This window comes from Fulvitalea axinellae (genome assembly GCF_036492835.1).
Taxonomy (GTDB): Bacteria; Bacteroidota; Bacteroidia; order Cytophagales; family Cyclobacteriaceae; genus Fulvitalea; species Fulvitalea axinellae.
In genome coordinates this window covers 219457-243241 of sequence record NZ_AP025314.1, presented here as the reverse complement: position 1 = coordinate 243241, position 23785 = coordinate 219457, and the positions used below count along the sequence as shown (strand labels likewise).

17 protein-coding genes are annotated in these 23785 nt (G+C 49.7%); 9 read left to right on the top strand and 8 right to left on the bottom strand.

Annotated features, from left to right (window positions below):
* Positions 1-5: 5 nt before the first annotated feature.
* Entirely contained in the window at positions 6-1934 is a 1929-nt protein-coding gene (dnaK, locus tag AABK39_RS00895; RefSeq protein ID WP_338393061.1) for a molecular chaperone DnaK, read from the bottom strand.
* Between the two features lie 141 nt (positions 1935-2075).
* Between dnaK and AABK39_RS00890 the strand changes: the two genes are divergently transcribed.
* On the top strand, positions 2076-2954 hold the full coding sequence (locus tag AABK39_RS00890; protein WP_338393060.1) for a glycosyltransferase family 2 protein: 879 nt from the start codon (positions 2076-2078) through the stop codon (positions 2952-2954).
* Between the two features lie 39 nt (positions 2955-2993).
* Here the strand turns inward: AABK39_RS00890 and AABK39_RS00885 are convergent, their stop codons facing one another.
* The 3 genes from AABK39_RS00885 to AABK39_RS00875 all read right to left on the bottom strand — a co-directional run bounded on the left by AABK39_RS00885 (position 2994) and on the right by AABK39_RS00875 (position 5925).
* Positions 2994-4544, bottom strand: coding sequence for an Rne/Rng family ribonuclease (locus AABK39_RS00885; RefSeq protein WP_338393059.1), 1551 nt, complete (start codon positions 4542-4544; stop codon positions 2994-2996).
* A gap of 208 nt (positions 4545-4752) precedes the next feature.
* The gene (locus tag AABK39_RS00880; RefSeq protein WP_338393058.1) at positions 4753-5586 is read right to left on the bottom strand and encodes a tetratricopeptide repeat protein; all 834 of its coding nucleotides are present in this window, start codon (positions 5584-5586) and stop codon (positions 4753-4755) included.
* A gap of 51 nt (positions 5587-5637) precedes the next feature.
* On the bottom strand, positions 5638-5925 hold the full coding sequence (locus tag AABK39_RS00875; protein ID WP_338393057.1) for an HU family DNA-binding protein: 288 nt from the start codon (positions 5923-5925) through the stop codon (positions 5638-5640).
* A gap of 147 nt (positions 5926-6072) precedes the next feature.
* Between AABK39_RS00875 and mutY the strand changes: the two genes are divergently transcribed.
* From mutY to recG, 5 genes are all read left to right on the top strand, one after another.
* On the top strand, positions 6073-7155 hold the full coding sequence (mutY, locus tag AABK39_RS00870) for an A/G-specific adenine glycosylase (protein WP_338393056.1): 1083 nt from the start codon (positions 6073-6075) through the stop codon (positions 7153-7155).
* Positions 7156-7204: 49 nt separating this feature from the next.
* Positions 7205-7696, top strand: a complete 492-nt coding sequence (locus AABK39_RS00865; protein WP_338393055.1) for a single-stranded DNA-binding protein — start codon at positions 7205-7207, stop codon at positions 7694-7696.
* Positions 7697-7866: 170 nt separating this feature from the next.
* On the top strand, positions 7867-9204 hold the full coding sequence (gldE, locus tag AABK39_RS00860; RefSeq protein ID WP_338393054.1) for a gliding motility-associated protein GldE: 1338 nt from the start codon (positions 7867-7869) through the stop codon (positions 9202-9204).
* 98 nt (positions 9205-9302) lie between these two features.
* Positions 9303-9896, top strand: a complete 594-nt coding sequence (gene gldD / locus AABK39_RS00855) for a gliding motility lipoprotein GldD (protein WP_338393053.1) — start codon at positions 9303-9305, stop codon at positions 9894-9896.
* A gap of 73 nt (positions 9897-9969) precedes the next feature.
* Positions 9970-12069 carry an ATP-dependent DNA helicase RecG gene (recG, locus tag AABK39_RS00850; protein WP_338393052.1) on the top strand — a complete coding sequence of 700 codons (2100 nt, stop codon included), beginning with the start codon at positions 9970-9972 and terminating at the stop codon, positions 12067-12069.
* Positions 12070-12667: 598 nt separating this feature from the next.
* Here recG and AABK39_RS00845 read toward each other — a convergent pair.
* From AABK39_RS00845 to AABK39_RS00835, 3 genes are all read right to left on the bottom strand, one after another.
* Complete coding sequence (locus AABK39_RS00845) at positions 12668-14137, bottom strand: glycoside hydrolase family 28 protein (RefSeq protein WP_338393051.1); 1470 nt, start codon at positions 14135-14137, stop codon at positions 12668-12670.
* Positions 14138-14359: 222 nt separating this feature from the next.
* Complete coding sequence (locus tag AABK39_RS00840) at positions 14360-16843, bottom strand: helix-turn-helix domain-containing protein (protein ID WP_338393050.1); 2484 nt, start codon at positions 16841-16843, stop codon at positions 14360-14362.
* 303 nt (positions 16844-17146) lie between these two features.
* Positions 17147-17689, bottom strand: coding sequence for an adenine phosphoribosyltransferase (locus tag AABK39_RS00835; RefSeq protein WP_338393049.1), 543 nt, complete (start codon positions 17687-17689; stop codon positions 17147-17149).
* Between the two features lie 150 nt (positions 17690-17839).
* On the opposite strand from AABK39_RS00835, the gene miaA reads away from it, so the two are divergent.
* The 3 genes from miaA (at position 17840) to AABK39_RS00820 (ending at position 21458) form a co-directional block, all read left to right on the top strand.
* On the top strand, positions 17840-18763 hold the full coding sequence (gene miaA, locus AABK39_RS00830; protein WP_338393048.1) for a tRNA (adenosine(37)-N6)-dimethylallyltransferase MiaA: 924 nt from the start codon (positions 17840-17842) through the stop codon (positions 18761-18763).
* A gap of 162 nt (positions 18764-18925) precedes the next feature.
* On the top strand, positions 18926-20818 hold the full coding sequence (locus AABK39_RS00825) for a PI-PLC domain-containing protein (protein WP_338393047.1): 1893 nt from the start codon (positions 18926-18928) through the stop codon (positions 20816-20818).
* 196 nt (positions 20819-21014) lie between these two features.
* Positions 21015-21458 (top strand): hypothetical protein, encoded by a 444-nt coding sequence (locus tag AABK39_RS00820; RefSeq protein WP_338393046.1) that lies wholly within the window; start codon positions 21015-21017, stop codon positions 21456-21458.
* Positions 21459-21537: 79 nt separating this feature from the next.
* Here the strand turns inward: AABK39_RS00820 and AABK39_RS00815 are convergent, their stop codons facing one another.
* Positions 21538-23241: an OmpL47-type beta-barrel domain-containing protein gene (locus AABK39_RS00815; protein WP_338393045.1), complete on the bottom strand. Its 1704-nt coding sequence runs from the start codon at positions 23239-23241 to the stop codon at positions 21538-21540.
* Between the last annotated feature and the right edge of the window lie 544 nt (positions 23242-23785).

Below are 23785 nucleotides of genomic sequence, written 5' to 3'. Positions count from 1 at the left end.
TTTGATTACTTCACTTCTTCGAAGTCAACGTCAGAAACATCGTCGTCTTTTTGGTCGCCACCTGGCTGTCCGCCAGCCTGAGCGTTAGGGTCAGCGGCACCGCCGTTCGCCTGTTGCTCGGCCTGCTGAGCCTGGTACATTTCCTGAGAAGCACCTTCCCAAGCCTTGTTCAAAGCTTCCATTCCAGCGTCGATACCGGCCAAGTCCTGGCTTCCGTGCGCAGTCTTAAGCTGAGCCAAAGCATCTTCGATCGGCTTTTTGTTGCCTTCCGAAATCTTGTCGCCGTATTCCTTAAGCTGTTTCTCCGTTTGGAAAATCAGAGAGTCGGCCTGGTTAACTTTCTCAACCTTTTCCTTAGCCTCTTTGTCAGCCGCCGCGTTAGCTTCGGCTTCTCTCTTCATTTTCTCGATTTCCTCGTCGCTCAAGCCCGAAGAAGCCTCGATACGGATCTGCTGCTGCTTTCCTGTACCTTTGTCTTTGGCAGAAACGTGAAGGATACCGTTGGCATCAATATCGAAAGTAACTTCGATTTGAGGCACTCCGCGTGGAGCCGGTGGAATTCCGTCGAGGTGGAAACGTCCGATCGACTTGTTGCCGTTGGCCATCGGGCGCTCTCCCTGAAGTACGTGAATCTCAACAGAAGGCTGGTTGTCAGCCGCGGTAGAGAACACTTCAGATTTTTTCGAAGGAATAGTAGTGTTGGCGTCGATAAGCTTAGTCATCACACCGCCCATAGTCTCGATACCCAAAGAAAGAGGAGTAACGTCGAGGAGAAGTACGTCTTTTACTTCACCAGTCAATACACCACCTTGGATAGCCGCGCCTACCGCTACCACTTCGTCAGGGTTAACACCTTTGTGAGGCTTCTTGCCGAAGAATTTCTCAACAGCTTCCTGTACGGCAGGGATACGGGTTGAACCACCTACGAGGATAATCTCGTCGATTTCCGAAGTAGACATTCCGGCGTCCTGAACCGCCTGACGGCAAGGCTCGATAGTACGCTGAACGAGGTCGTGAGTCAATTGGTCGAACTGAGCGCGAGACAAAGTGCGAACCAAGTGCTTCGGAATGCCGTTCACCGGCATGATGTAAGGCAAGTTGATCTCAGTCGAAGTAGTGCTCGACAATTCGATCTTGGCTTTCTCAGCGGCTTCTTTCAAACGCTGGAGCGCCATAGGGTCGTTACGCAGGTCGATATCGCCTTCGTCTTTCTTGAACTCTTCGGCCAACCAGTCGATCAACACTTGATCGAAGTCGTCACCACCCAACTGAACGTCGCCGTTGGTAGATTTCACTTCGAACACGCCGTCGCCGAGTTCGAGAACAGAGATATCGAAAGTACCGCCACCCAAATCGTAAACGGCGATCTTTTGGTCAGTGTCTTTCTTGTCGAGACCATAAGCCAAAGAAGCGGCCGTAGGCTCGTTGATGATACGCTTAACGTCCAAGCCGGCGATTTGTCCCGCCTCTTTAGTGGCCTGACGCTCGGCGTCGTTGAAGTAAGCCGGAACGGTGATTACCGCTTCGGTAACTTCCTGCCCGAGGTACTCCTCAGCGGTAGACTTCATTTTCTGAAGCGTCATCGCCGAAATTTCCTGAGGGCTGTATTCGCGGTCGCCAATCTTGATTCTTACAGTGTCGTTAGGACCTTGAAGAACTTCGTACGGCAATCTTTTTGTATCTTCCTTAAGCTCAGAGAAACGCTTACCCATGAAACGCTTCACAGAGAAGATAGTGTTGTGAGGGTTGGTAATGGCTTGACGCTTGGCAGGGTCACCCACTTTACGCTCTCCTTTACCGTCTTCCAAAAAAGCGACAATCGAAGGAGTCGTACGCTTGCCTTCGCTGTTAGGGATTACAACCGGATCGTTGCCTTCCATTACGGAAACGCAAGAGTTGGTAGTACCCAAGTCAATTCCAATGATCTTACCCATTTCTGTTTTTATATTTTGTCTTTTATACTCTTTTCCAAAAGTTATCGGACCAAGGCCCAAAACTTACATGACCGAGAGTTTCAATGTCTGTGCCAATGCCGAAAAACGCCAAAACAGAGCGTTTTTTACTGACAAACTGGCATGGAGCGGACATTTCTGCCGAAACTTTTGTCAAGAGGGAACAAGGAAAAGCGTAATTTTGTCAATACCGGACAGAAAAAAGTCCGGGCCAAAGAAAAAAGCGCCGACAATAAACGAATGCCAGAAATGAAACTTTCAGCCGTAATCATCACTTTGAACGAGGAAAAGAACATCGGCAAGTGCCTGGAATCCCTACAGGGCGTCGCCGACGAGATCGTTGTTGTCGATTCGCTTTCCATGGACCGGACAAAGGAAATCTGCGAAAGCTATGGCGTAAAATTCATAGCTACGGCTTGGCGAGGGTACTCCGACACAAAGAATTACGCAAACTCTCTGGCCTCACACGACTACTTGTTATCCATTGACGCCGACGAGGTTTTATCGGAAGAATTAAGAACTTCCATCCTGAAAATCAAGGAGGAAAAAGCGCCGAAAGAAGCTTACATATTAAACCGCCTAACAAACTATTGCGGAAAATGGATTCGCCACTGCGGTTGGTATCCCGAACCGAAAACCAGAATCTGGAGAAAAGAACTGGGCGGATGGACAGGCGACATCCACGAAACGCTTGATTTCCGGCCAAAGAGTACCGAAACACTGAAAGGCGACCTGTTACATTACTCTTTTCACACCATCGCCCAGCACGTCAACCAAATGAACAAGTACACGGACCTGATGGCGAAAAGAGATCTGGAAAAAGGGAAAAAAGCCAGTTTGGCCAAAGTGCTTTTCAGCCCTCCTTTCAAATTCTTCAACAAATATATTATCCGTTTGGGCTTTCTGGACGGTTATTACGGCTTTGTGGTGTGCGTGATGTCGGCGGTCTATACGTTTCTGAAAATCACAAAACTCCGACGCTTGCTAGCCGAGAGGGAATAAAAAAAGCCCCGGGGTTTCCGCCCGGGGCCTTCAATTTTTTTAAATCTCGATTACGTCGCCGTCCTTATTGTGGAATCTGTATTCCGTAACGGGCAATGATGTGTCCGCAACCAAGTTGACCCAACGCCTGTATTGAAAATACCATTTGAGCCTTTTGGAAATAAGCCCTCTGGTGTAATACGCGTGCAAAAACGGATGCAAAGCGATGGTAATGTCTTTTTCGTTTTGCTGCGTCAGGATGTGTTTGAGACTTTTCTCCACCTGATCCGTGATCAGAATCGAAGCCTGGATTTTGCCCGTGCCGTTGCATGTCGGACATTTCTCCTTCGTGACGATATTCAGCTCTGGCCTTACCCGCTGTCGGGTGATCTGCATAAGGCCGAATTTTGTGAGGGGCAGAATCGTGAATTTCGAGCGATCGGGTTTCATAAACTCCTTCATCTTCTCGAAAAGCATCCGCTTGTTCTCGGGGCTCTTCATATCGATAAAGTCGATGATGATAATGCCTCCCATGTCCCTCAGTCGGAGTTGTCTTGCAATCTCCGTCGCGGCGCCCAAGTTCACTTTCAGGGCTGTCGTTTCCTGATTACTTTCGGAATTCGACTTGTTTCCGCTGTTAACGTCGATAACGTGCAGGGCCTCCGTGTGCTCGATTACCAGATAGCCGCCGTTTCTCAGGCTTACTGTCTGGCCAAACAGCGACTTAAGCTGTTTTTCGATACCGAAATGTTCGAATATCTTGGCCTTGCCGTTATAATGTTTTACGATTTTCTCCTTGTCAGGAGCGATTGTGCCAATGTACGATTTAATCTCACCGTACATATCGCGGTCATCAGTGTAAATGGAGTCGAACGATTCGCTCAGAACGTCCCTGAGTATCGACGACGCTCTTCCCATCTCACCTATAACCTTGTCCTTCGGTTTTGCCGTGCGTAAAGCCCTAATTCCTTTTTCCCACTTCCCGACCAGATCCCCAAGGTCTCTGTCGAGTTCGGCGACATCTTTACCTTCCGCCACCGTGCGGATAATTATTCCGAAATTCTCGGGTTTGATAGACGTCAGCAGGCGAACGAGCCTTCTGCGCTCCTCTTTGTTCGTGACTTTTTTCGAGATGCTGACACTGTTTGAAAACGGCACCAACACGATATATCTTCCTGCCAGGGAGAGCTCGCACGTCAGCCGGGGCCCTTTGGTGGAAATCGGTTCTTTCACCACCTGCACCAGCACTTGGTGCCCTTTGGAAAGAACTTGGTTTATTTTGCCCAGCTTGTTGATGTCGGGTTCCGACTTGAATCCGGCCAGTTTCGGCGACGAATTCTTCTTGCTTTGGGCTAATCTCGAAAATTTGTTCAGCGAACGTACCTGCGGACCGAGGTCCAGATAATGGAGGAAGGCGTCTTTTTCGTAACCTATGTCAATGAAGGCAGCGTTTAGGCCGGGAACAATCTTGCGGACCGTACCCAGATAAATGTCGCCTACATGAAACTTGTTACCGCCTTTCTCTTGGTGGAACTCCTCCAGGAGTCTATCTTTCAACAGGGCTATACGGCAATCATTCGGAGAACCATTGATAATCAGTTCGTTGCTCACTGCTTAATGGTTTCTTTAGACTGTGTATAGTAAGAACACAGGCCAGACCTTATAAGGCCCGGCCCGAAATATCATTGCGTCTGATTACTTCTTCTTGTGTCTGTTCTTTCTCAGACGCTTCTTTCTCTTGTGAGTAGCAATCTTATGTCTCTTTCTTTTTTTACCGCAAGGCATAACCGTAGCTGTTTTAAGTGTAAGATATTTTGAATTAAATAAGGTTCAGATACTCATCGGCAGCCTGATGGGCCACCGGGTCGTCGCTCAACCTTTTCACCATTTCGAATTCCTTCTTGGCTTCGTCTTTCTTTCCCGACTCGAAATAGCAAACGCCCAGATAATACCGGGCCTGCAAGTCAGTCGGATCCAGTTCAACAAGTTTGCCAAAACGCTCCACGCCCTTCGCAAACTGCGCGGACTGGATCGAAAGGACACCCAAGTTGTACAAAGCCTCCCTATGGTTCGGGTCCTGGGCCAAGACTTCCTTAAGCGCCACCGCCGCCTTCATAGGCGCCGCCGACACGGCATAAGTCATAGCCATACGGGCCTTGACGCCCAATGAGTCCGGGTGAGTGGCCAAGAACGCTTCGAAGACCCCGCGGGCCTTTTCGGCGTAAGCCACTTTCCTTTCGTCGTTGGTTGCCAACGAAAAAGCCTGATAGTAAGCGTCGCCCGCCTTTAGCTTCCCAAGGTCCTCTGATCCGGGGGTTACGCTAAGCACCGCATACTTGGCTGCGCTATCGGGCCTGTTCACACTGAGATACAAGCCGTAAAGCGAATCCGCAAATTTAAGCTTTTCAGTCGAATTGCGCGAACTTTCGAACGCTTTTGTCAACCGGATAGCATCTTCAACCTGCGATTCAGTGAGCATACTGTCATGATCCACGGGCAAATCAGCGATATCGCCCGTCTTCACGCCCCTCCCTTGGGCCATTCCGGCCTTGCCGTCCTGGTCCTTTTTCTTTCCTACATAATTGGGTGTTGCGTACAGTATTCCCACCACCGCCAACACAGCGAGACCCAAAATTACATGTGAGCGTTTCATAACCTTACCGAATATTACCGAGGATTGTTTGTTTCAAGGCGCGCTAACAGCTTAGGCCTTTACCGTACCTTTTATCTTCTCAATGAAGACCTTAGAGGGTTTGAAAGCAGGTACGAAGTGCTCGGGGATTTCAATCGCAGTATTTTTAGAAATATTTCTCGCAACTTTCTTCGCCCGCTTCTTATTGACAAAACTTCCGAATCCTCTGACGTAGATATTGTTTCCCTCAGCCATGGAATTTTTGACTACCGAGAAAAACGCCTCCACGGTCTCTTGGACATCCGCCTTATCAATACCCGTTTGTTCCGCAATTTGCGTAATTACCTCTGCTTTAGTCACGTTTCCTAATATTTAAGTTTAAAAATTCCTAATTTCTTAGTAACCAAGTATTTTTGAGGGGACAAAAATAGTTCAGCGAAACTTATTTTAAAATAAAACCGCAAAAAATAAGTTGCCTTAGCGGTTGAATACTAACCTAATAACGGTTTGGAAGAGAGCATATTTCGATCGGAACTCATGGAATGGTACCAAACTAGCCAAAGAAGCCTCCCTTGGCGGGAAGCTCCGAACGCCTATTCCTGCTGGCTTTCCGAAATTATACTTCAGCAAACTCGCGTGGCCCAAGGGGCGCCGTACTACGCCCGGTTTCTGGAAACGTACCCCACTGTTCAGGACCTCGCCGACGCTCCGGAAGAAGAAGTCATGAGGCTGTGGCAAGGGCTCGGCTATTATTCCCGGGCCCGCAACCTGCATAAATGCGCCAAAACGGTAAGTCATGAGATGAACAACACGTTCCCTTCCACCTACGCCGGTTTGCAAAAACTTCCCGGCATTGGCAAATATACCGCCGCCGCTATCGCTTCCATTGTTTTCAATGAAGCCGTTCCCGCCGTGGACGGGAATATGTATCGGGTATTTGCCCGCTATTTCGGTATTCAGACCGATATTGCTTCACCGAAAGCATTCAAGGAATTTTTCGAACTGGGCGCCACCATTATCGATTCCGGCAAACCGGGGGACTTTAACCAAGCCGTAATGGATCTGGGCGCCACGGTCTGCACCCCGAAGAAACCGCTTTGCGATACTTGCCCTCTGGCTTCGGGCTGTCACGCCCTAGCCAAAGGCTCCCAAGGCGACCTGCCAGTAAAAAAGAAGAAAATAAAAGTAAGGGAGCGCCACTTAAACTATATTGTGATACGGAATGGCGACAAAACTTTTATGCGCAAGCGTGAAGCCGGAGATGTTTGGCAAGATCTTTATGATTTTCACCTAATAGAAACGGAAAAGCCCACGGATTTTGATCTTCTGACCGACACCGTGCTCGAATCGCTTATAAAAACAGGCGCCTCGTTGGCGGATTCTAGCCCGACGTTCAAACACGTTTTAAGCCACCAGCGCCTATTTGCCCGTTTCTATATTATAGAGGCGCAAGGCTCGGGACTTGACGAGATATTGCAAAACACCGGACTTAAGGCTTATACCGATCAGGAAATCGAAAGTTTGGCAAAACCGATACTAATAGAGAACTACCTGAAAAAGTATCTCGACGGGCGTTTGCTCTTGGCTTAGCCAAGTTCTATCCAGAAACATAAATTTCAAACATAAAAACATTCTGCTTATGGCCTCAGGGGTTAATAAGGTTATCCTTATCGGCAATTTGGGACGGGATCCCGAAATCCGCTATCTAGAAAACGGATCGCCAAGAGTGACGTTCTCTCTGGCGACGTCCGAAGACTATACCGACCGCACCAGCGGCGAGCGCAAAACCATGACCGAATGGCACAACGTCGTGCTTTGGAGACGCTTAGCCGAAATTGCGGAAAAGTATCTGCGCAAAGGCAGTAAAATCTATCTGGAAGGCAGAATCACCAACCGCCAGTACCAAGACCAGCAAGGTGTAACAAGATATATTACGGAGATAGTAGGGCAGAACATGACCATGCTCGGCGGCAATCCGCGCTCCGACGAAGCCCAAGCGAGGCCCCAAGCTACGGGACAGCAGGCCCAACCGAGCCAAGCGCCCCAGACTCCAGCGGCTCCGCAAACACCGCCACAAGCACCGGCGGCGCCTGAAGTGTCGGTTGACGACTCTGACGATCTGCCGTTCTGATACAAGTTTCCCCCGGATATCGGACCCCTCCGATTTCCGGGCATTTTTTGCCTTCCCCACAACCCTCCGCTATCGCACACGTAAATACAGCCAATATTGATCCTTGAAAAAGGTTGCTTTCATCCCCGCTCAGCTTTATATTGGTACTTGTTTCATCAATAATTCAAACCTTGGAATCCGCCTTAGAAGACCCTTATCCTAGTAGCATTCTACTCAATTTAATGTTCGAAGGAGGCTTTGCGTTTTACAGTCTCAGTATCGCTTTTGGCCTACTCTTGCTTTCCATGTCCTTTTTGGTATCCGGTTCGGAAGTCGCTTATTTTTCACTTACCGCCGACCAACTCGACAAATGCCGACAATCATCCAGCCCGGCGGAAAGGCGCGTCAGCGACCTTTTGGGTAAACCAAAACAACTGCTGGCCACTATCCTGATCCTTAACAACTTTATCAATATCGCCATTGTCACGCTTTCCACCGTGCTTACGTGGTATATTACCGGCTCACGCAATAACGAAGGCCTGCTGGTCGTGGCGCTTTCGGGCGTGGTGTCGTTCCTGATTCTTTTCTTCGGGGAGGTTATCCCGAAGAACTACGCTTTGCATAACAGCCTCGCTTTCGCAAAAGCCATGAGCGCTCCGTTCGCTTGGGCGCGGGCACTGTTTCAGCCATTGGCCTGGGCGCTGACTTCTTTGAGCAGCCTGATCGAAAGAAGGGTGGAAAAGAAAGGCTACAACGTTTCCATAGACGAACTGAACTACGCCTTGGACATTACTTCAAAGGATACTACCGAAGAGGAAAAAGAAATACTTAAAGGAATCGTGAATTTCGGGACGCTGACCGTAAAGCAGGTTATGCAAACCCGCCTGGACATCACCGCCATCGATTCCGAACTTGATTTTCATGAGGTGGTCAAGGAAATCCATGTCAGCAACTATTCCCGGATTCCCGTTTACAACGGAAGTCTGGACAAAATAGAAGGCATATTATACGGCAAAGACCTGTTACCATACCTAAACAAAGACCAGAACTTTGACTGGCACAGGCTTCTCCGCCCGAGTTATTTCATTCCGGAAAGCAAAAAAATCGATAGCTTGCTGAAGGAATTCCAGCATAAACGCGTACATATGGCCATCGTCGTGGACGAATACGGCGGGACTTCCGGCCTGATTACGCTGGAAGACATCATAGAGGAAATAGTGGGGGAGATCAACGACGAGTTCGACGTGCCGGACGACGTGGGCTACAACCGCATCGACGACAACACCTTCGTTTTCGAGGCCAAGACCTCACTCAACGACTTCTGCAAGGTGACGGACCTAGACCCTTCGGACTTGGAAGAAGTCAAAGGCGAAAGCGAATCGGTGGGAGGCTTGATACTGGAACTCAACGGCACTTTGCCCGCCACCGGAGCGCAGATCACTTACGGCGACTTGGTGTTTACCATAGTGGTAGCCGACCAGAAAAGGATAGAGAAGGTCCGGGTGAAAATCCTTCCCGAGAAAAAATAAACGGACGGAAAGCGAAAGCTTTGGCCGATCACTACGTTTAGCATGATATAACAACGGAGGCACCGCCCGCGGGCCAAGCCTCCATTAGGACACATACGATGAGAAAGACACTAGCACTCGTATTGCCCGGCCTTTTGGCCACTCTCCTTTGGTCTTGCGGACAAAAGGACTATTACCCGAAACCTCTCGGCTATAACCGGATCGAGCTTCCGCCCCAGCAATATACCATGTCGGCCGACAGCATGCCTTACCGTTTCGAGATGTCGAAACACGCCGTCATGCTCGACGACACTTCGTGGATTTCCAAACGCTATTGGTCACAGCTTTACTATCCGAAGCTGGAAGCCAGCGTGGAGCTCACTTATTATAACCTGAAGAAGGACGGCAAATTCCTGAGGGAACTGATAGAAGACAGCCACCGCCTTTCGGAAAAGCACCAGAACAAGGCTTCTTCCATAGAATCGGGCTTTATCACTACCGACGAGGGCTACCGGGCCGTTATCACCGAAATAGAGGGCGACGTGCCTACCCAGTTCAATTTCTTCGTTACGGACTCTACGGACAACTTCCTGCGGGGAGCTTTGTACTTCAGGACCTCACTGAAGAATGACTCGCTGGCTCCCGTTATCGACTACGTGAAGCGGGATATGGTACGCATGATCAAAACCACTAGGTGGAACGTCCCTAAGTGATCTGCCCGAAAGTCAAGACATTTAAAAGGCTCCGTTGGGGCCTTTACTCGTTTAACAGCCTCCGCACACAGACATGGCCTCTATACTCGACGCCAAGATAGACGTAATAAAGGGCGCCGGCCCGCGCAAAATCTCCCTGCTCAACACCGAGCTGGGCATATTTACCGTTGGCCAACTCCTGCGCCACTTCCCATACCGCTACGAAGACCGCACGCAAGTACACACCGTAGCCACCATGAGCCCGGAGATGGACTTCGTTCAGCTCAAAGGCAAGTTCCGACGGTTCGAAACCAAAGGCGACGGAAAAAAGAAACGCTACATAGGCTATTTCGACGACGGCACGGGCATAATCGAGGCCACTTGGTTTAGGGGAATTCACTGGATCAGCCAGAAACTGGCCGTCGGGATGCCGTACTTGGTTTGCGGAAAGCCCCAGAGCTTCGGATCCAGCATGTCCATACCGCACCCGGAGGTAGAGGAACAGGGCGCTACGGGCACGGGCAAAAGCTCGTTGGCCATTCATCCGGTATATCCCACCACCGAGCGGATGAAAACTGGCACACTGGACAGCAAGGCGCTGAGCCGTCTGCAATCCTCGGCCGTGGAGATTATCAAAAACGCCGTACCCGACAACCTGCCCGAAAAGATGCGGACGTTCTTCGAGCTAATGCCCCGGGGCGAGGCTATCCGGCAGGTCCATTTTCCCGATACCACAGCCAAACTGCAAGCCGCGCGACTGCGACTGAAGTTTGAGGAACTGTTTTTCGGGCAAATGAAAATCTTGCGGGACAAACTCGAACGCCAAGGCCAAACGCCCGGCATAGTGATGGAGAGGGCCCGGCTGGTCAAAGATTTCTACGAGAAGCACCTTCCCTTCGAACTGACAGGGGCGCAGAAGCGCGTAACCCGCGAGGTATACGCCGACATGAAGTCCGGCACGCAGATGAACCGCCTGATACAGGGCGACGTGGGCTCCGGCAAGACCATGGTGGCCTTCCTGTGCGTTCTCTTGGCCGTAAGCAGCGGTACGCAAGCCGCCCTGATGGTGCCTACCGAGATCTTGGCCGACCAGCACTTTCAGGGCCTGGGCGAATTCGCCGACAAGCTGGGCATCCGCTTGGCCTTGCTTACCGGATCTACCCGCAAGCGCGTTCGGGACAAGATGTTGGCCGAACTCGCCGCCGGCGAACTCCACCTGATCGTGGGGACACACGCGTTGCTGGAAGACAGGGTGATGTTCAAGCGCCTCGGTTTGGCCATTATCGACGAGCAACATCGCTTCGGGGTGGCGCAACGCTCCAAGCTTTGGTCCAAGAACAAGGACATCTTCCCGCACGTACTGGTGATGACCGCCACGCCCATACCGCGCACGCTGGCCATGACGGTGTACGGCGACTTGGACGTGTCGGTGATAGACGAGATGCCGGCCGGGCGTAAGCCTATCAAAACCTCGCACCTTACCGACGCCTCGCGCCTGAAAATCTTCTCGTTTATGCGTTCCGAGATCCAGAAGGGCAGGCAGGTTTATATCGTTTACCCTTTGATTGAGGAATCCAGCAAGGCGGACCTCAAAGATTTGATGGACGGCTACGAAAGCGTATCCAGAGCCTTTCCGGACCTTCCGCTCAGTATAGTCCACGGGCGGATGAAGCCCGCCGACAAGGAATACGAGATGGCCCGCTTCTCGAAGGGCGAGACCAAGATAATGGTGGCCACTACGGTGATAGAAGTGGGGGTAAACGTGCCCAACGCCACGGTAATGGTAATCGAAAACGCCGAGCGCTTCGGGCTGGCCCAGCTTCACCAGCTTCGCGGACGCGTGGGGCGGGGCGGGGAGCAATCGTACTGCCTCCTTATAACCAAGGACAAGCTGAGCCGTGACAGCAAGATACGGATGGAGACGATGGTGAAAACCAACAACGGCTTCGAGATAGCGGACACGGACCTGAAACTCCGCGGGCCGGGCGATATGAGTGGCACGCGCCAAAGCGGGGTGGAGGACCTCCGGATAGCGGACTTGGCACAGGACGGCAATATCCTGAGACAGGCCCGCCGGGCGGCCAAGCATATCCTCTCGAAAGACCCCAAACTGGAGTCGGAAGAGAACCAGCCTATCCGCTCGTACCTTGACCAGCGCAACGGCGGGGGAATCACTTGGGGACGGATTTCTTGAGTTGGGAAGGAGTAAAATGTAAAGAGTCCGGAGTAATGAGCACCGTAGCGGGTATATGGCGTTGGGACACACTCAGTCCCTACACCATTCCCTTTCATTTTTTTATTTGAAAAAAGGAAACGGGCAGGTTTCAACATTGGCCACGGCTGTTTCCGTCGCTTTTCCTTCTTTTTCAAACATGGCAAAAACCTCTAAATCAGGGCGGATTTGGATGGATGTTTCCTTTGTTGGGGGAATGTCCTACCTTGTGGAGAGGAAAAAATACACCTACAAAAACTCCCGATATCACTATCGGGAGTTTTTTTGTATTATACCGATCAAAAATCTTCACCATAACGATTGGTCTTGGCCGTACGTACGTTCGAAAATTTTCTGACTGGGTTTTTAAGCCGATCCCCAGTGAGATTTTAGCCAGACAACCGTATGTTTTTTACGAATCTCACTGGTTTTCGACTTACTTATCACTGCGTTTTTTCTCATTCCCTTTAAGGATCGGGCTTGGTCTTACGTATCATCGAATCGGTTTATCACTACTACCGAAACAAACCTTACGTCCTTAGGAGAACATTCAGACCAGACCCTAGCCCCAATGAAGCTCTTACATGCTCGAAAGAAGAGGCTTGTGTCCTTTCACGCAAGCGGTGTCCTTGAATACGTACTGCTGTACGCCTTCGGCCGGCGCGAGGTTCGTCTGCACGTTATCCAGTTTCAGGTTGTCCACGTCCACCACTTTCACAAAGGAGCGTTCGTCGTTGTTTCTTACGGTCAGCTTGACGTTTTTGAGCGTTACGCCCGAGGCATGGCGGATATAGGCCCCGTAAGCGGGCAGTTTCTTTCCGAAGAAAATGAATTCGGGATAGCGCTCGCGATTTTCCGGCAACACCACTTCTTCCTTCTCGGCCTTGTTGTTGAAATACATCACGGCGTCCACGTTCTCGATGCTTACATCCTTGATTTTGGCGTCTTCTATCCCCGTGATGAAGATAGTGCCCGGCGCTTCCATTCTCCACTTTTTCCAGCGCTTGCCGTGTATCTTGATGTTCTTGATGCTTACGCCCGACATTGATCCGACAGGGCGCTTCTCGGCGTTGCGGTACGTGCGCAAACGGGCACCCAGACGCATGAAGATAGGCATGTCCACATCGTTCATCTCAATATCGTGGATGTTGATATTGCTGACGTTGGAGCCGTCCACGCTCAGCACCTTGATGCCGCCGCCGTGGGTGTCGTAGATATAGCAGTCGGAGATCTCGAAGTTTTCGAAATTGCCCATAGACTCGGTACCGAACTTAATGGCGCCCCAACGGCTGGAAAGGCGGCAATTCTCCACTTTCACGTCCCGGCAGGCCTGCGGGCTAGTACTTTTGAAGCAAATAGCGTCGTCGTGAGCGTTGATGTCGCACCCGCCGATGTACACGTCGTTAGAGGAATCAACGTCGATGCCATCGCCGTTGCCTTCCGACTGCGAGAGGATTCGAAGGTTGGTGAGCCTTACCTTGGAGGACTGGAACACGTGGATATTCCAAGCGGCCGAGTTGCGGGTCTCGATACCGTCCAGCTCCACGTTCTGACAATCTACGATCCGGATCAGGAACGGACGCATAGAGCGTTGCCCCTTCTTGGTGTAGACCATACGCTCGCCACGGCCGTTTACCGCCCCTTCGCCTTTCAGCGCGATGTTCTTGGCCCCTTTGGCCCCTATCAGGCACCGCCCGCGCTGTTGGCCTACGGCATCAGTAAAGGGATCGATGTTCGTATAATCGTTAAGGGAGTTACTTCCGATAATCTCGGCTCCCTTTTCCAAAAAGAGCGTTACGCCGTCTTTAAGCAGAATAGTGCCCGAAAGATACGTGCCCGCCGGTACGTTTACCTGTCCGCCACCGTCGGCGCTTACTTTGTCTATGGCTTTCTGTATGGCTTCGGACGTAAGGGCCGATCCGTCGTTTACGGCTCCGAAGTCCATAACCGAGACTCCCTTTTTCCCCGTAGGGGAGCATGCGAACGACAACCAAGCCAAGAGCAGGAAAAGCAACGGTGTCCGTAATTTCGCGTCAGCAGTGTTGTGCATAATGTGTCTGTTTAGTGATAAAAATTGTACACGCTAAAATTCCGTGCGGTTTGCCTGACCGCAACGTTCGCCAAAGTGGAAACAAACGCGAAATCTCATAGTCCCGGGCATGTCAATCATGGGCCCAAAAACTTTGCTGATACAAAAAACCCGTCAGCGAAAGCCCGACGGGTCCAATAAATGCCTATTTGATGGGGTAACGCACTGACTCGAATAACTTTCTCAGGAAATGCGCGGGGACTCACCGGCCCCTTCGGCTTCCAGGTTTCTCAGGTAACTCGAAGGCGAAATGCCGAACTTATCCTTAAAACACTTGCTGAAATATGACGGGCTGTTGTAGCCCGTAGCGTAAGCCACCTCGTTTACGTTCAGCTTGCCTTGGTTGAGCATCTGCGCCGCGCGGTCGAGCCTATAGTTCCGGACATACTCGTTTGGCGACATATCCGTACACTGTTTCACTATCCGGTAACAGTGGGACTTGCTGACGTTAAGGGCCTTGTAAAGGTCGTTGAGCGAGAACTCGGCGTTGTCCAGTTCCTTTTCAAGGATTTCGTCTATCCTATGTACAAAATCCTCGTCGGCGGCGCTTTCCTCTTCCTGCGCCACCGGTTTTTCTGTTTGTTCCTGTGACGTAGGGTTTGTCTGCGCTTTGGTTTTCTCTCTTTCCTTTTTCTTTTGGCCGGCCCACACCATCCGGTACCCGCCCAAAGCGGACAACAACAGCAAAACGCAACCGCCCACTATCAGGGCCATGGAGTCGCCACCGCCTTTTACCTTAAAGGTATAAGATATTTTGTCCGATTTGCCGAATCCCTCGCCGTCCCAAGCCTGCGCCTCGAAGGTGTATTCGCCAGTCCGAAGGCTATCGTAAACGGCGGTGACGGCAAAGCCCCTGGCTTCTTTCCATGCGGAGTCGACGCCCGCCAAGCGATATCTGTAAAGGTTTTGTTCCTGCCTTCTGAACGATAACAGCTTCAGCCGGGCTTCGATTCGTCGGCCTTCGGCCAATATTTCCGAATCCAGCCTATACTTCCGGCCCGATACCGCTACGGACGTGTCTTCGCTAATCTTAAGAACTCCGCCGTTCGTCCCGAACCATAAGGTGCCGTCCGCTCCACGCGTTCCCGTTTTGGGGTTAAAGCATCGCCCGTCAAAGCTGTCCGTAAAGGTGTACCTGAAGTAGGCCTTGTCGTCGGTATCAAGGCGGTAGAGGTCCTGTCTGGTTCCCACCCAGATGCTCGGGCCTTCGGTCCTCACTACCGAGACCACCTCTTTAGGCGCCTCGGAGCCGTCCAGAAAACGCACCCGTCCCGACTTGAGGTTCAGCTCACCGAGGCCGTTGCTGGTTCCCAACAACAGTTCGCCCTTGCTAACTCCTCCCACAAAAGAAATATAGGTGTCGTTTTGCCTAATGGTGTCTTCGCCCATTATCACCAAGTTGCCGTAAACGCTTACGAACGGCTTTCCGGGGAAAAAGTCGAAACGGTGTCCGGGCCTTACGAATTCGAATTCGTCCCGCTCGGCATTGTGGCGGTACAGCCCTCGGACGGTCGTTACCCATACCGTTCCCAAAGCGTCGGCTTTTACTTGGTAAAGCCCTTCGCCCTCAAAGAAGTTTTTGGCGATAGGCCGGAAAGTGTTTCCGGTTATCAACAGCCGTCCCAGCGTACCCAAACGGCCACCTACCCAGAGCGTGTCGCCTACGGTTTCCAAGGCGTCTACGTTTGGCGCAAAGCCGGGGATGTCAATCAGTTTGCCGTTGGCTTTGTCTATTTTCTTGAGGCCTCCACCCGAGCTTCCCGCCCAGACGTTGCCGTATTTGTCTTCGCAAATGGAATTAATATAGCTCTCGCCGTTTTTCGCTTCGGCAGACACCAGATACGTTCCTTCATAACGGGGGACCTCATATACAAACACGCCCCGGCTGGCCGTACCTACCCAAAGGCAACCCGAGTCGTCGAGCATCAGGCGCTCCACTCTTCTGCTGAAATAGCTTAGGTAGCGCTTAGGCAAAAGCTGTTTCCAGCGTCCGGTTTCCGTGCGGTATTCCCATACCCCTTGCCAGCCGGTAGCGAGCCATACCCGGCCCAAGCCAGCCTCAATGTCGTTGATTACGCCCTTGCCTTTCAGGCTGACTGTTTCGAGAAGATTCCCGGCATTGTCAAAATGGAGCAGGCTGCCTTTGCCGTCGGCCAACCATCCGCCTGAGGCGTCACGGGCGAAACGTCCCGAACGTCCGCGTAGAGCTTTTGTTCTGCACGAATCCAAAGCCTCAACCTTGGCGAAAGCCCAAGTTCCTTTTACCGTATCCAAGGCCACGGCTTTTCCCTCAAAACCTTTGTCCAGCACAAAGCGGGCGTTCGGGCTCTTAATGCTTTCCTGTTGGGTGAGGGAATCCAACGCTCCGCTTTCCAGCGCCACCGAATACAGCCCGCGTTCGGTCATCAGCATCATTTTCCCTGAGGCTTCGGCCAACCCTTGCACGGGCCTGCCGGAAAGAAAAGCCTGATGCTTCACGCCGTCGAAGCGCGATACGCCGTCGCTGGTCGCTATCCATAAATACCCTTGTGAGTCTTGGAGCAAGTCCAAAACTTGGTTTGAGGGCAAGCCTTCTTCCTCACTTATATAGCGTAGCTGTCCAAATAAGGAAACGGGAGCAAATCCCGACAAAAACAATATAACGCACAGTATTAATCGTATCCGCATAAAGGCAAAGGCTATAAAGTACACCCAGTAAAGCAGATTTTACTTCCGTTTGGCAAAAAGAGAACCCTACAGAACCTGTCTCACAATTGGTTGCGCAAAATCCCAATTAACCTCATTAGGCTTTACTATTTACTTTGTACCACTTATAGGGCAAGAAAGGGATTTGGCTAAAAAATTCAATAGCGCAGGGCCGATTTTTAGCCGACACACCCGCCAAAGGACGAAAAAACCGGATATACAAGAAAAACGGACCAATCCGAAACGGTCCGTTTTCCCAATATCCATTATTCGGACAACTGCTTTTTAGAAGCTCACCAACGAGAATATGTCAAGTTCCTCGCTCTCGCCCAAGGCGTCTTTTCCTTTGAGGAACGCCAATTCGATGATGAAACTCGCGTAGACTTTCTTCGGTTCGAACACTTTGATCAAGTCCAAAGTAGCCGCGGCCGTACCGCCGGTAGCCAACAAGTCGTCGTGTACAAGTACGGTCTCGCCTTTGTCGATGGCGTCCTTGTGCACTTCAATAGTGTCGGAACCATACTCCAAAGCGTATGATTTCTTGTGGGTATCGGCCGGAAGTTTCCCTTCCTTACGCACCAACACGAAGCCCGCGCCAAGGCGATAAGCCAAAGCCGCCCCGAGGATAAATCCCCTAGACTCAATGCCTACCACTTTGGTGATGCCCAAATCCTTGTATTTCTCATAAAGCTCGTCCACCAAGTGCCTGAAAATCTCCGGGCGCTTGAGAGCCGTTGTAATATCCTTGAAAACAATCCCTTCCTTAGGGAAATCGATCACGTCTCGGAAAGAGGACTTAAGCTCCTCCAGCGTTATTTTCTCGCTCATCGTATTCTAATGAATGCCTGACTATCAAACAAATGACAAAGATACTTTCTAACTTTGCTATCGACAAGACAACCGAATTATTTTCCAAATTGCGGAGAAATTAATCGTTTTCACGAAAAAATCCGCAAAAATGGGCAAGAGGAGCAACGGATGAGCGAAAAAGACACCCTGATCACGATACTGGGCCCCACGGCCTCGGGCAAGACGGCCTTGGCCACCAAACTGGCCGCGCTGGTCAACGGCGAAATCATCAGCGCCGATTCCAGGCAAGTGTACCGAGGCATGGATATCGGTACGGGAAAAGATTTGGACGAATACGAAGTTGACGGGTTGAAAATACCCTATCACCTGATTGACATCGTGGAGCCCAGCTACGAGTATAATGTTTTCGAATTCCAGAAACATTGCCTCAAAGCGTACTCCGATATCTGCGGCCGTGGCAATACGCCTATACTCTGCGGAGGGACGGGCATGTATATAGAATCCGTGATGAAGGGTTATCGCTTGGTAGAGGTACCCGAGAATCCGGAACTGCGCGCATTTCTTTCCACCTTTTCAAACGAAGAGCTGGTGGATAGGCTCAAAACCCTCCGCGAAGTGCACAACACCACCGACAGCGTCAACCGCGACCGCATTATCCGGGCCATAGAGATCGAAAGCTACCAGAAATCACATCCAGAAGCCGTCAACGATTTTCCGGAGATAAATCACAAGATATTCGGGATACAGATTGAGCGGGAAACCCTGAAACAGCGCATCACCGAAAGGCTCAAAGCCCGCTTGGCAAACGGCATGGTGGAGGAAGTGGAAGACTTGTTAGAAAAAGGTTTTACGGCCGAACAGCTGAAATTCTACGGTTTGGAATACAAATTCGTCACCCAATTCGCCACTGGCGAACTAAACCGCAACGATATGTTCCAGAAGCTCAATTCCGCCATCCACGCCTTCGCCAAAAGGCAGATGACCTGGTTTAGGAAAATGGAACGGGAGGGACGACAAATCCATTGGATAGACGGCTTGAGAAGCGATAATGATAAACTGAGGGAAGTGTTGAGTTTGTGTGTCAAAAACTAACTTTCTCAAAACAATAAGCACTCGCAAAGCGACCGGGAACAATCTCGATCGCTTTTTTTACGCCCAAATTTTTCCATATATGCGTTTTTTCAAAATTAAAACCCTCCTTCGTCGTTCTATTCCAAATGGACCATTTTCTCGAACCCGATAAAATGTACCACGATGAAAAAGCTAAACTATTTCACGGCGATTCTTGCCTTCTTGGCGCTTTTTTCGAGTTGTGATGAGAACAACATGGAAATCAACGACCCTTCGGCTGATTCCCAACCGACCTTCTCGCAATCCGTGGCCAACCTACCAGCGCCCAGTCCCACAAACAAAGACATCCAATTCGGATTGTCGACTGAATTTGACGGCAACAGCTACCAAAGCGATGTGGGAATGGATAAAAACGGAAATATCGTAGAAGTCCATCAATCCAGAAGCAGTTATACGATTTGGTATCATACCGGAAAAATCAAAGGCAACCACATCGAATGGTCTTCCAGCCGGAAATATGACACTGGCCGTGTGCCGTCAGTGGATCTGAACGACAACGGCACCGTAGTCGAGGTACATAAAACGTCGAGCATATTCACCAACAGCCTTTGGTACAGGGTCGGGAGGTTTAGCGGAAATTCCGTACAATGGGGTGACAGTCACAAATACGATTCGGGTAGCGATCCTGTGGTTTCCGTCAATAATTCGGGCGACGTTGTGGAGGTTCACAAATCGCAAAGCAACCTCGGACTGTGGGCCAGAAGCGGAAAAGTGAACACCGGAAACGGAACGATCAGCTGGAACCGCAACTCAAAATACGATACGGGAAAAAACCCTTCCATAGCCGTTAATGACAACGGGCTGGTGGTGGAAGTGCACGAATCGGAAACTAAGGGAACGCTTTATTACCATATCGGGCGATTGTCCAGCTCCGACATCAGTTGGGGGCCTTCCAGGTTTTACCAAACGGGATCCTCGCCCTCAGTAGCCTTGCTCAACGACGGAACCTTGGTAGAGACGCACCGCTCAGAAGGGTTGAAAAACTCGCTCTGGAGAATGGTCGGCAAAGTAAATGGCGACGCGATAGAGTGGACTTCCGGAAGCGAATACTTCGACGACGGACAAAACCCGTCCGTAGCCTTTAACGGCGAATACGCTGTACAAACTCACCAATCGCAGGATCTTGCCGGAGGAATCTGGGCGTCGGCCGGACTCTTCACCGACCACGGTAATTGGATGCGTGACCTACTGCCCATAATCGGTGGCAGGACGCTCGGACAAGTAGTGATGCCCGGCTCGCACGACGCCGGTATGTACGAGACCAGTTTGGGCCAAACCCAAGACAAAAACCTTTACGAACAGCTTAAGGCAGGCGTAAGGTTCTTCGACCTGAGGCCTAACGCCGATATGGAAATCTACCACGGCCCCGTAACCGGCCCGTCCGTAGACGCCACGCTAAACGACGTCAGAAAATTTATGGACGAAGGAGCGCAAGAGCTTGTTATCCTTAAATTCTCCCACTTCAAAGATTTCAATGGCAATGTTTACGCTAACTTGAAAGCAAAGATCAAAAGTGCGCTAAGCCCATATTTCTTCGAAAAACCAACGGGCGCACGGCTTGCGGATCTGACCATGAACGATTTTCTGGAAGAAGGAGGCAAAGTCTTGATTCTCTGCGACGGCAACTTCTCTATAGACGCACCCGAAACAGGCATTTATACCTACAGAGATTGGCAGTCCGGCGATCCCCAAGCTGGCGATCTGGTGGTTTTTGACCGATACTCAAACACCACCGACTACAACGCCATGAAGAATGACCAATTGGCGAAATTTAGGGATTACAATGGCCGAAGCCAAAACGGAAAGGCGGATTGCGACATGTTTCTGCTCTCTTGGACCTTGACACCCGTAACTTACGTTTGGGGGTATTCAAGGCCCGCAAACGCCAATTTGGCCGTAGAGATGGACAAGATCCAACCTAACGCCAACGGCTTTATCCCAAATATACTTTACACGGATTTCGTTCAGCTCTCAAAAGCTACCGATGCCAGCATACTGCTAAACAAACGGCTGTAATGTTCGGCCTATTCCAAAATCCGATATTCGACCCTTGTAAAAAGATCGATCATCGGTTTTTTTCTTTGGACAAAATACGGGACCGCTTAAAAGTCAAAGCCTTAGTTTATTCTTTAAAAAAACACTTTTTTATTCACCCTTGTCAAATGTTTTCGTTTTCTTTATCATTACCCACACAAAACACAAAGCTCTAATTATGAGAAACATAACAACATTTTTTCTTGTGTTATTTTTTCTTTTCGCATGTTCTGAAAACGACCCTCCCGAAGAGATTCCCGGATTCGACGTTCCCGAACTTTACGGTCACTGGGGACTCAAGACTGTATTTTCAAGCGATGGCGGAACCACTACCACCAGACAGGCCACATATTCCAAAATGGTTACCTTTCAATCAAACAAAACCTTCTCATACCGCACAAAAATCGACGGGGTTTACGAACAGCTAGGCGGTACGTTCAAGTTTGATAAGGAGCTCTACATCGTAATTCTATTTGACGATAAGGAAAAGGCTTCGCACATACCATGGGCGGGCTCCCACAAATTCAAAATCGATGAAAACAGCGACCTTGTCTTTTACGGTCACTGTGTAGAAGATTGCGGCGAGATATTCTACAAAACCTGGTGCGGAACTATGGATTAAAAAAAAGGGCCCTGTCCATACGTATCCCTGAAATATACGCACAGCCAGGAGCCCCGGTCATTAAACAGAAGCGGAAATATTATTTTTCCGTACTAAACTTAATCGTTTTCACGGCTTCATTACCTAGGTAATCCAATGCCCGGATTTTGATCCTGATCTTTTTACCCGCTTTGAAATACCTAATAGGGTGGGTATAAAGCTTCTCGGCGTCACCGTTGATGGAGTAATAAATAAGGTCGTTGCCCACGTGTTTGTCTTCGCCCGCAAGGTAAAGCACCACATGGTTCGGGTACAGTTTTTCGGAAATAGGCTCCGTGCTGAAGTGGCAAAAGATCTCGGGAGCGAAGTCGTCCACGAAATATGTTTTCGAAAAATCATCCACATTGTTGACCTGGTCCGTCACCACCACCTTTAGCTTATGGGCATAAGGTTCGTCAAACGAAAACGGGCCACCGTATTTATGTTCTTCGCCATTATCGAAATAATTCACAGACTTTACGCCTGACGCCACTTTTCCCGGATCCGAAGCCTTTAAGTGTACCTTTGTGATACTGCGCACAAACACAGTGTCCTTGCGCTCCACCGAAGGGCCAGAAGTACGAAATTCCAATACGGGCTTAGTCTTGTCGACGAAAAAGCTTACCCTCTTGTTCTTCTCCCTGTTTTCAACCTTGTCAGTAGAATAAAAATACATCGTATGTAACTCCTGCGACAGGTATTTCGCCTTAACTGGCTGGCCGTAGACTTCCTCATGTTCGCTGTCCAGCATAAATGTCGTTCCCGCCACACCAGCTTTATTATCTTCAGCGCTGAGAGCTAACTGACTACGCCCAGAAACGAAACGATAGTTTTTCGGGCTCACGTATTCGTCCTTATCAAAGGAAAATGTCGTAACCGGCGCCGTACGGTCCAGATAAAAATTAAAAGTGTTGTTCGCTTCCTTGTTGCCTACATGGTCTTCGCCGTGGTAAGTCAGTTTTTCATCTCCTTCAGGCTGTCTTACCAGCAAAATAGGCTGGATGTAATTCCTTTCTGAAGCCGTCCCCAAACCGTAACCAATTCGCTTAAGACCGGAATCCGGATCCGTACCATTCAACAATATCTTCGCTTTCGGAGAAAGGATATTGTCAACGTGGGGGCCTTTAACGCTATGGGTAGTCTTTGGCGGAGCGGTATCCACAAAAAACTTCCGGTTACCGCCTTTCTTGGCTTTTTCAGTATTACCCACCTTGTCTATTGCGTACATTCTCAACACGTGATCACCGTGGGCCGGTACCGGAATCACACCTGTATACAAGCCGTATTCGTTGCCGTCCATTGAGTACATTACCGAATCCACTCCAGAAACCGCATCTCTGGCGCTCAGTTTCACCCGCAAGGATCCGTCATAGTACACCTTTTCCGCTCTAACATGTTTTTTCGAATACAAGAAATTCGCCCTGCTTACAGGAGGCAAGCCATCCGCTTCCACCGGCCAAAGCACTTCCTTCTTCGGAGAAATGGTATTTCCTTGGGCGTCGGTAGCCCAACGCGTACGAATATAGTTCGGGCCCTCGGTATCGAAATAATACGGCGAAGGCTTGCTCATATCTTCTTTTTTCAACAGTTCCCCCACACCGTCAGGAGTAGAGGAAAGACGTACGTACACCGGAATTTTCTTATTCCAATACAATACGTCCGCCGAGTCACGGTAGATTCTAGGAGAGGATATTTTTTGGTTTTGGGCGGTAGAAAAATGCCCCGAAACCAATAAAGCTAAGGCTAGAGTAAAGAATTTATTCATGAAGCAAAATTGTACTTTATAGAAAAAAACAATTATAACCAGAATACATTTCAAAGGATATATTCCATTGACAAACACATCAATAATATTACATGTTTTTATCTATATAAAAAGTAATATGATTTTATTTTGAAAACCATATAAATAAATTCATACACAACAATAAATAAACACTATGTTATTTATTATTTACACCACAACCATTACTACTTATTTTAATATAAAGCCAATTATTTAGGATTTTTAGCACCCTAACCAATCAAAGAATCATTTCAGGACAATCTCTATGGCAAAAAACAAGAAATCAAATATCAAAAAATATCAATAACGAGACCTGATTCGATCTCTCGGCCCGATTACTACAAAAAGTAAAAGTGCCGAATACTGTCTCAATTCCCATAAAAACGACTGTTATGACAGTATTCATTCTCCATAACATGGACGTATCCATAACTCTCTGAATTTAACAGAATTGAAAAGATTCGGAAAAGAAAAACGCGCGGTATAAGCGTTCTTATTTTTCAAAAAAGCCCTTACTCTAAAA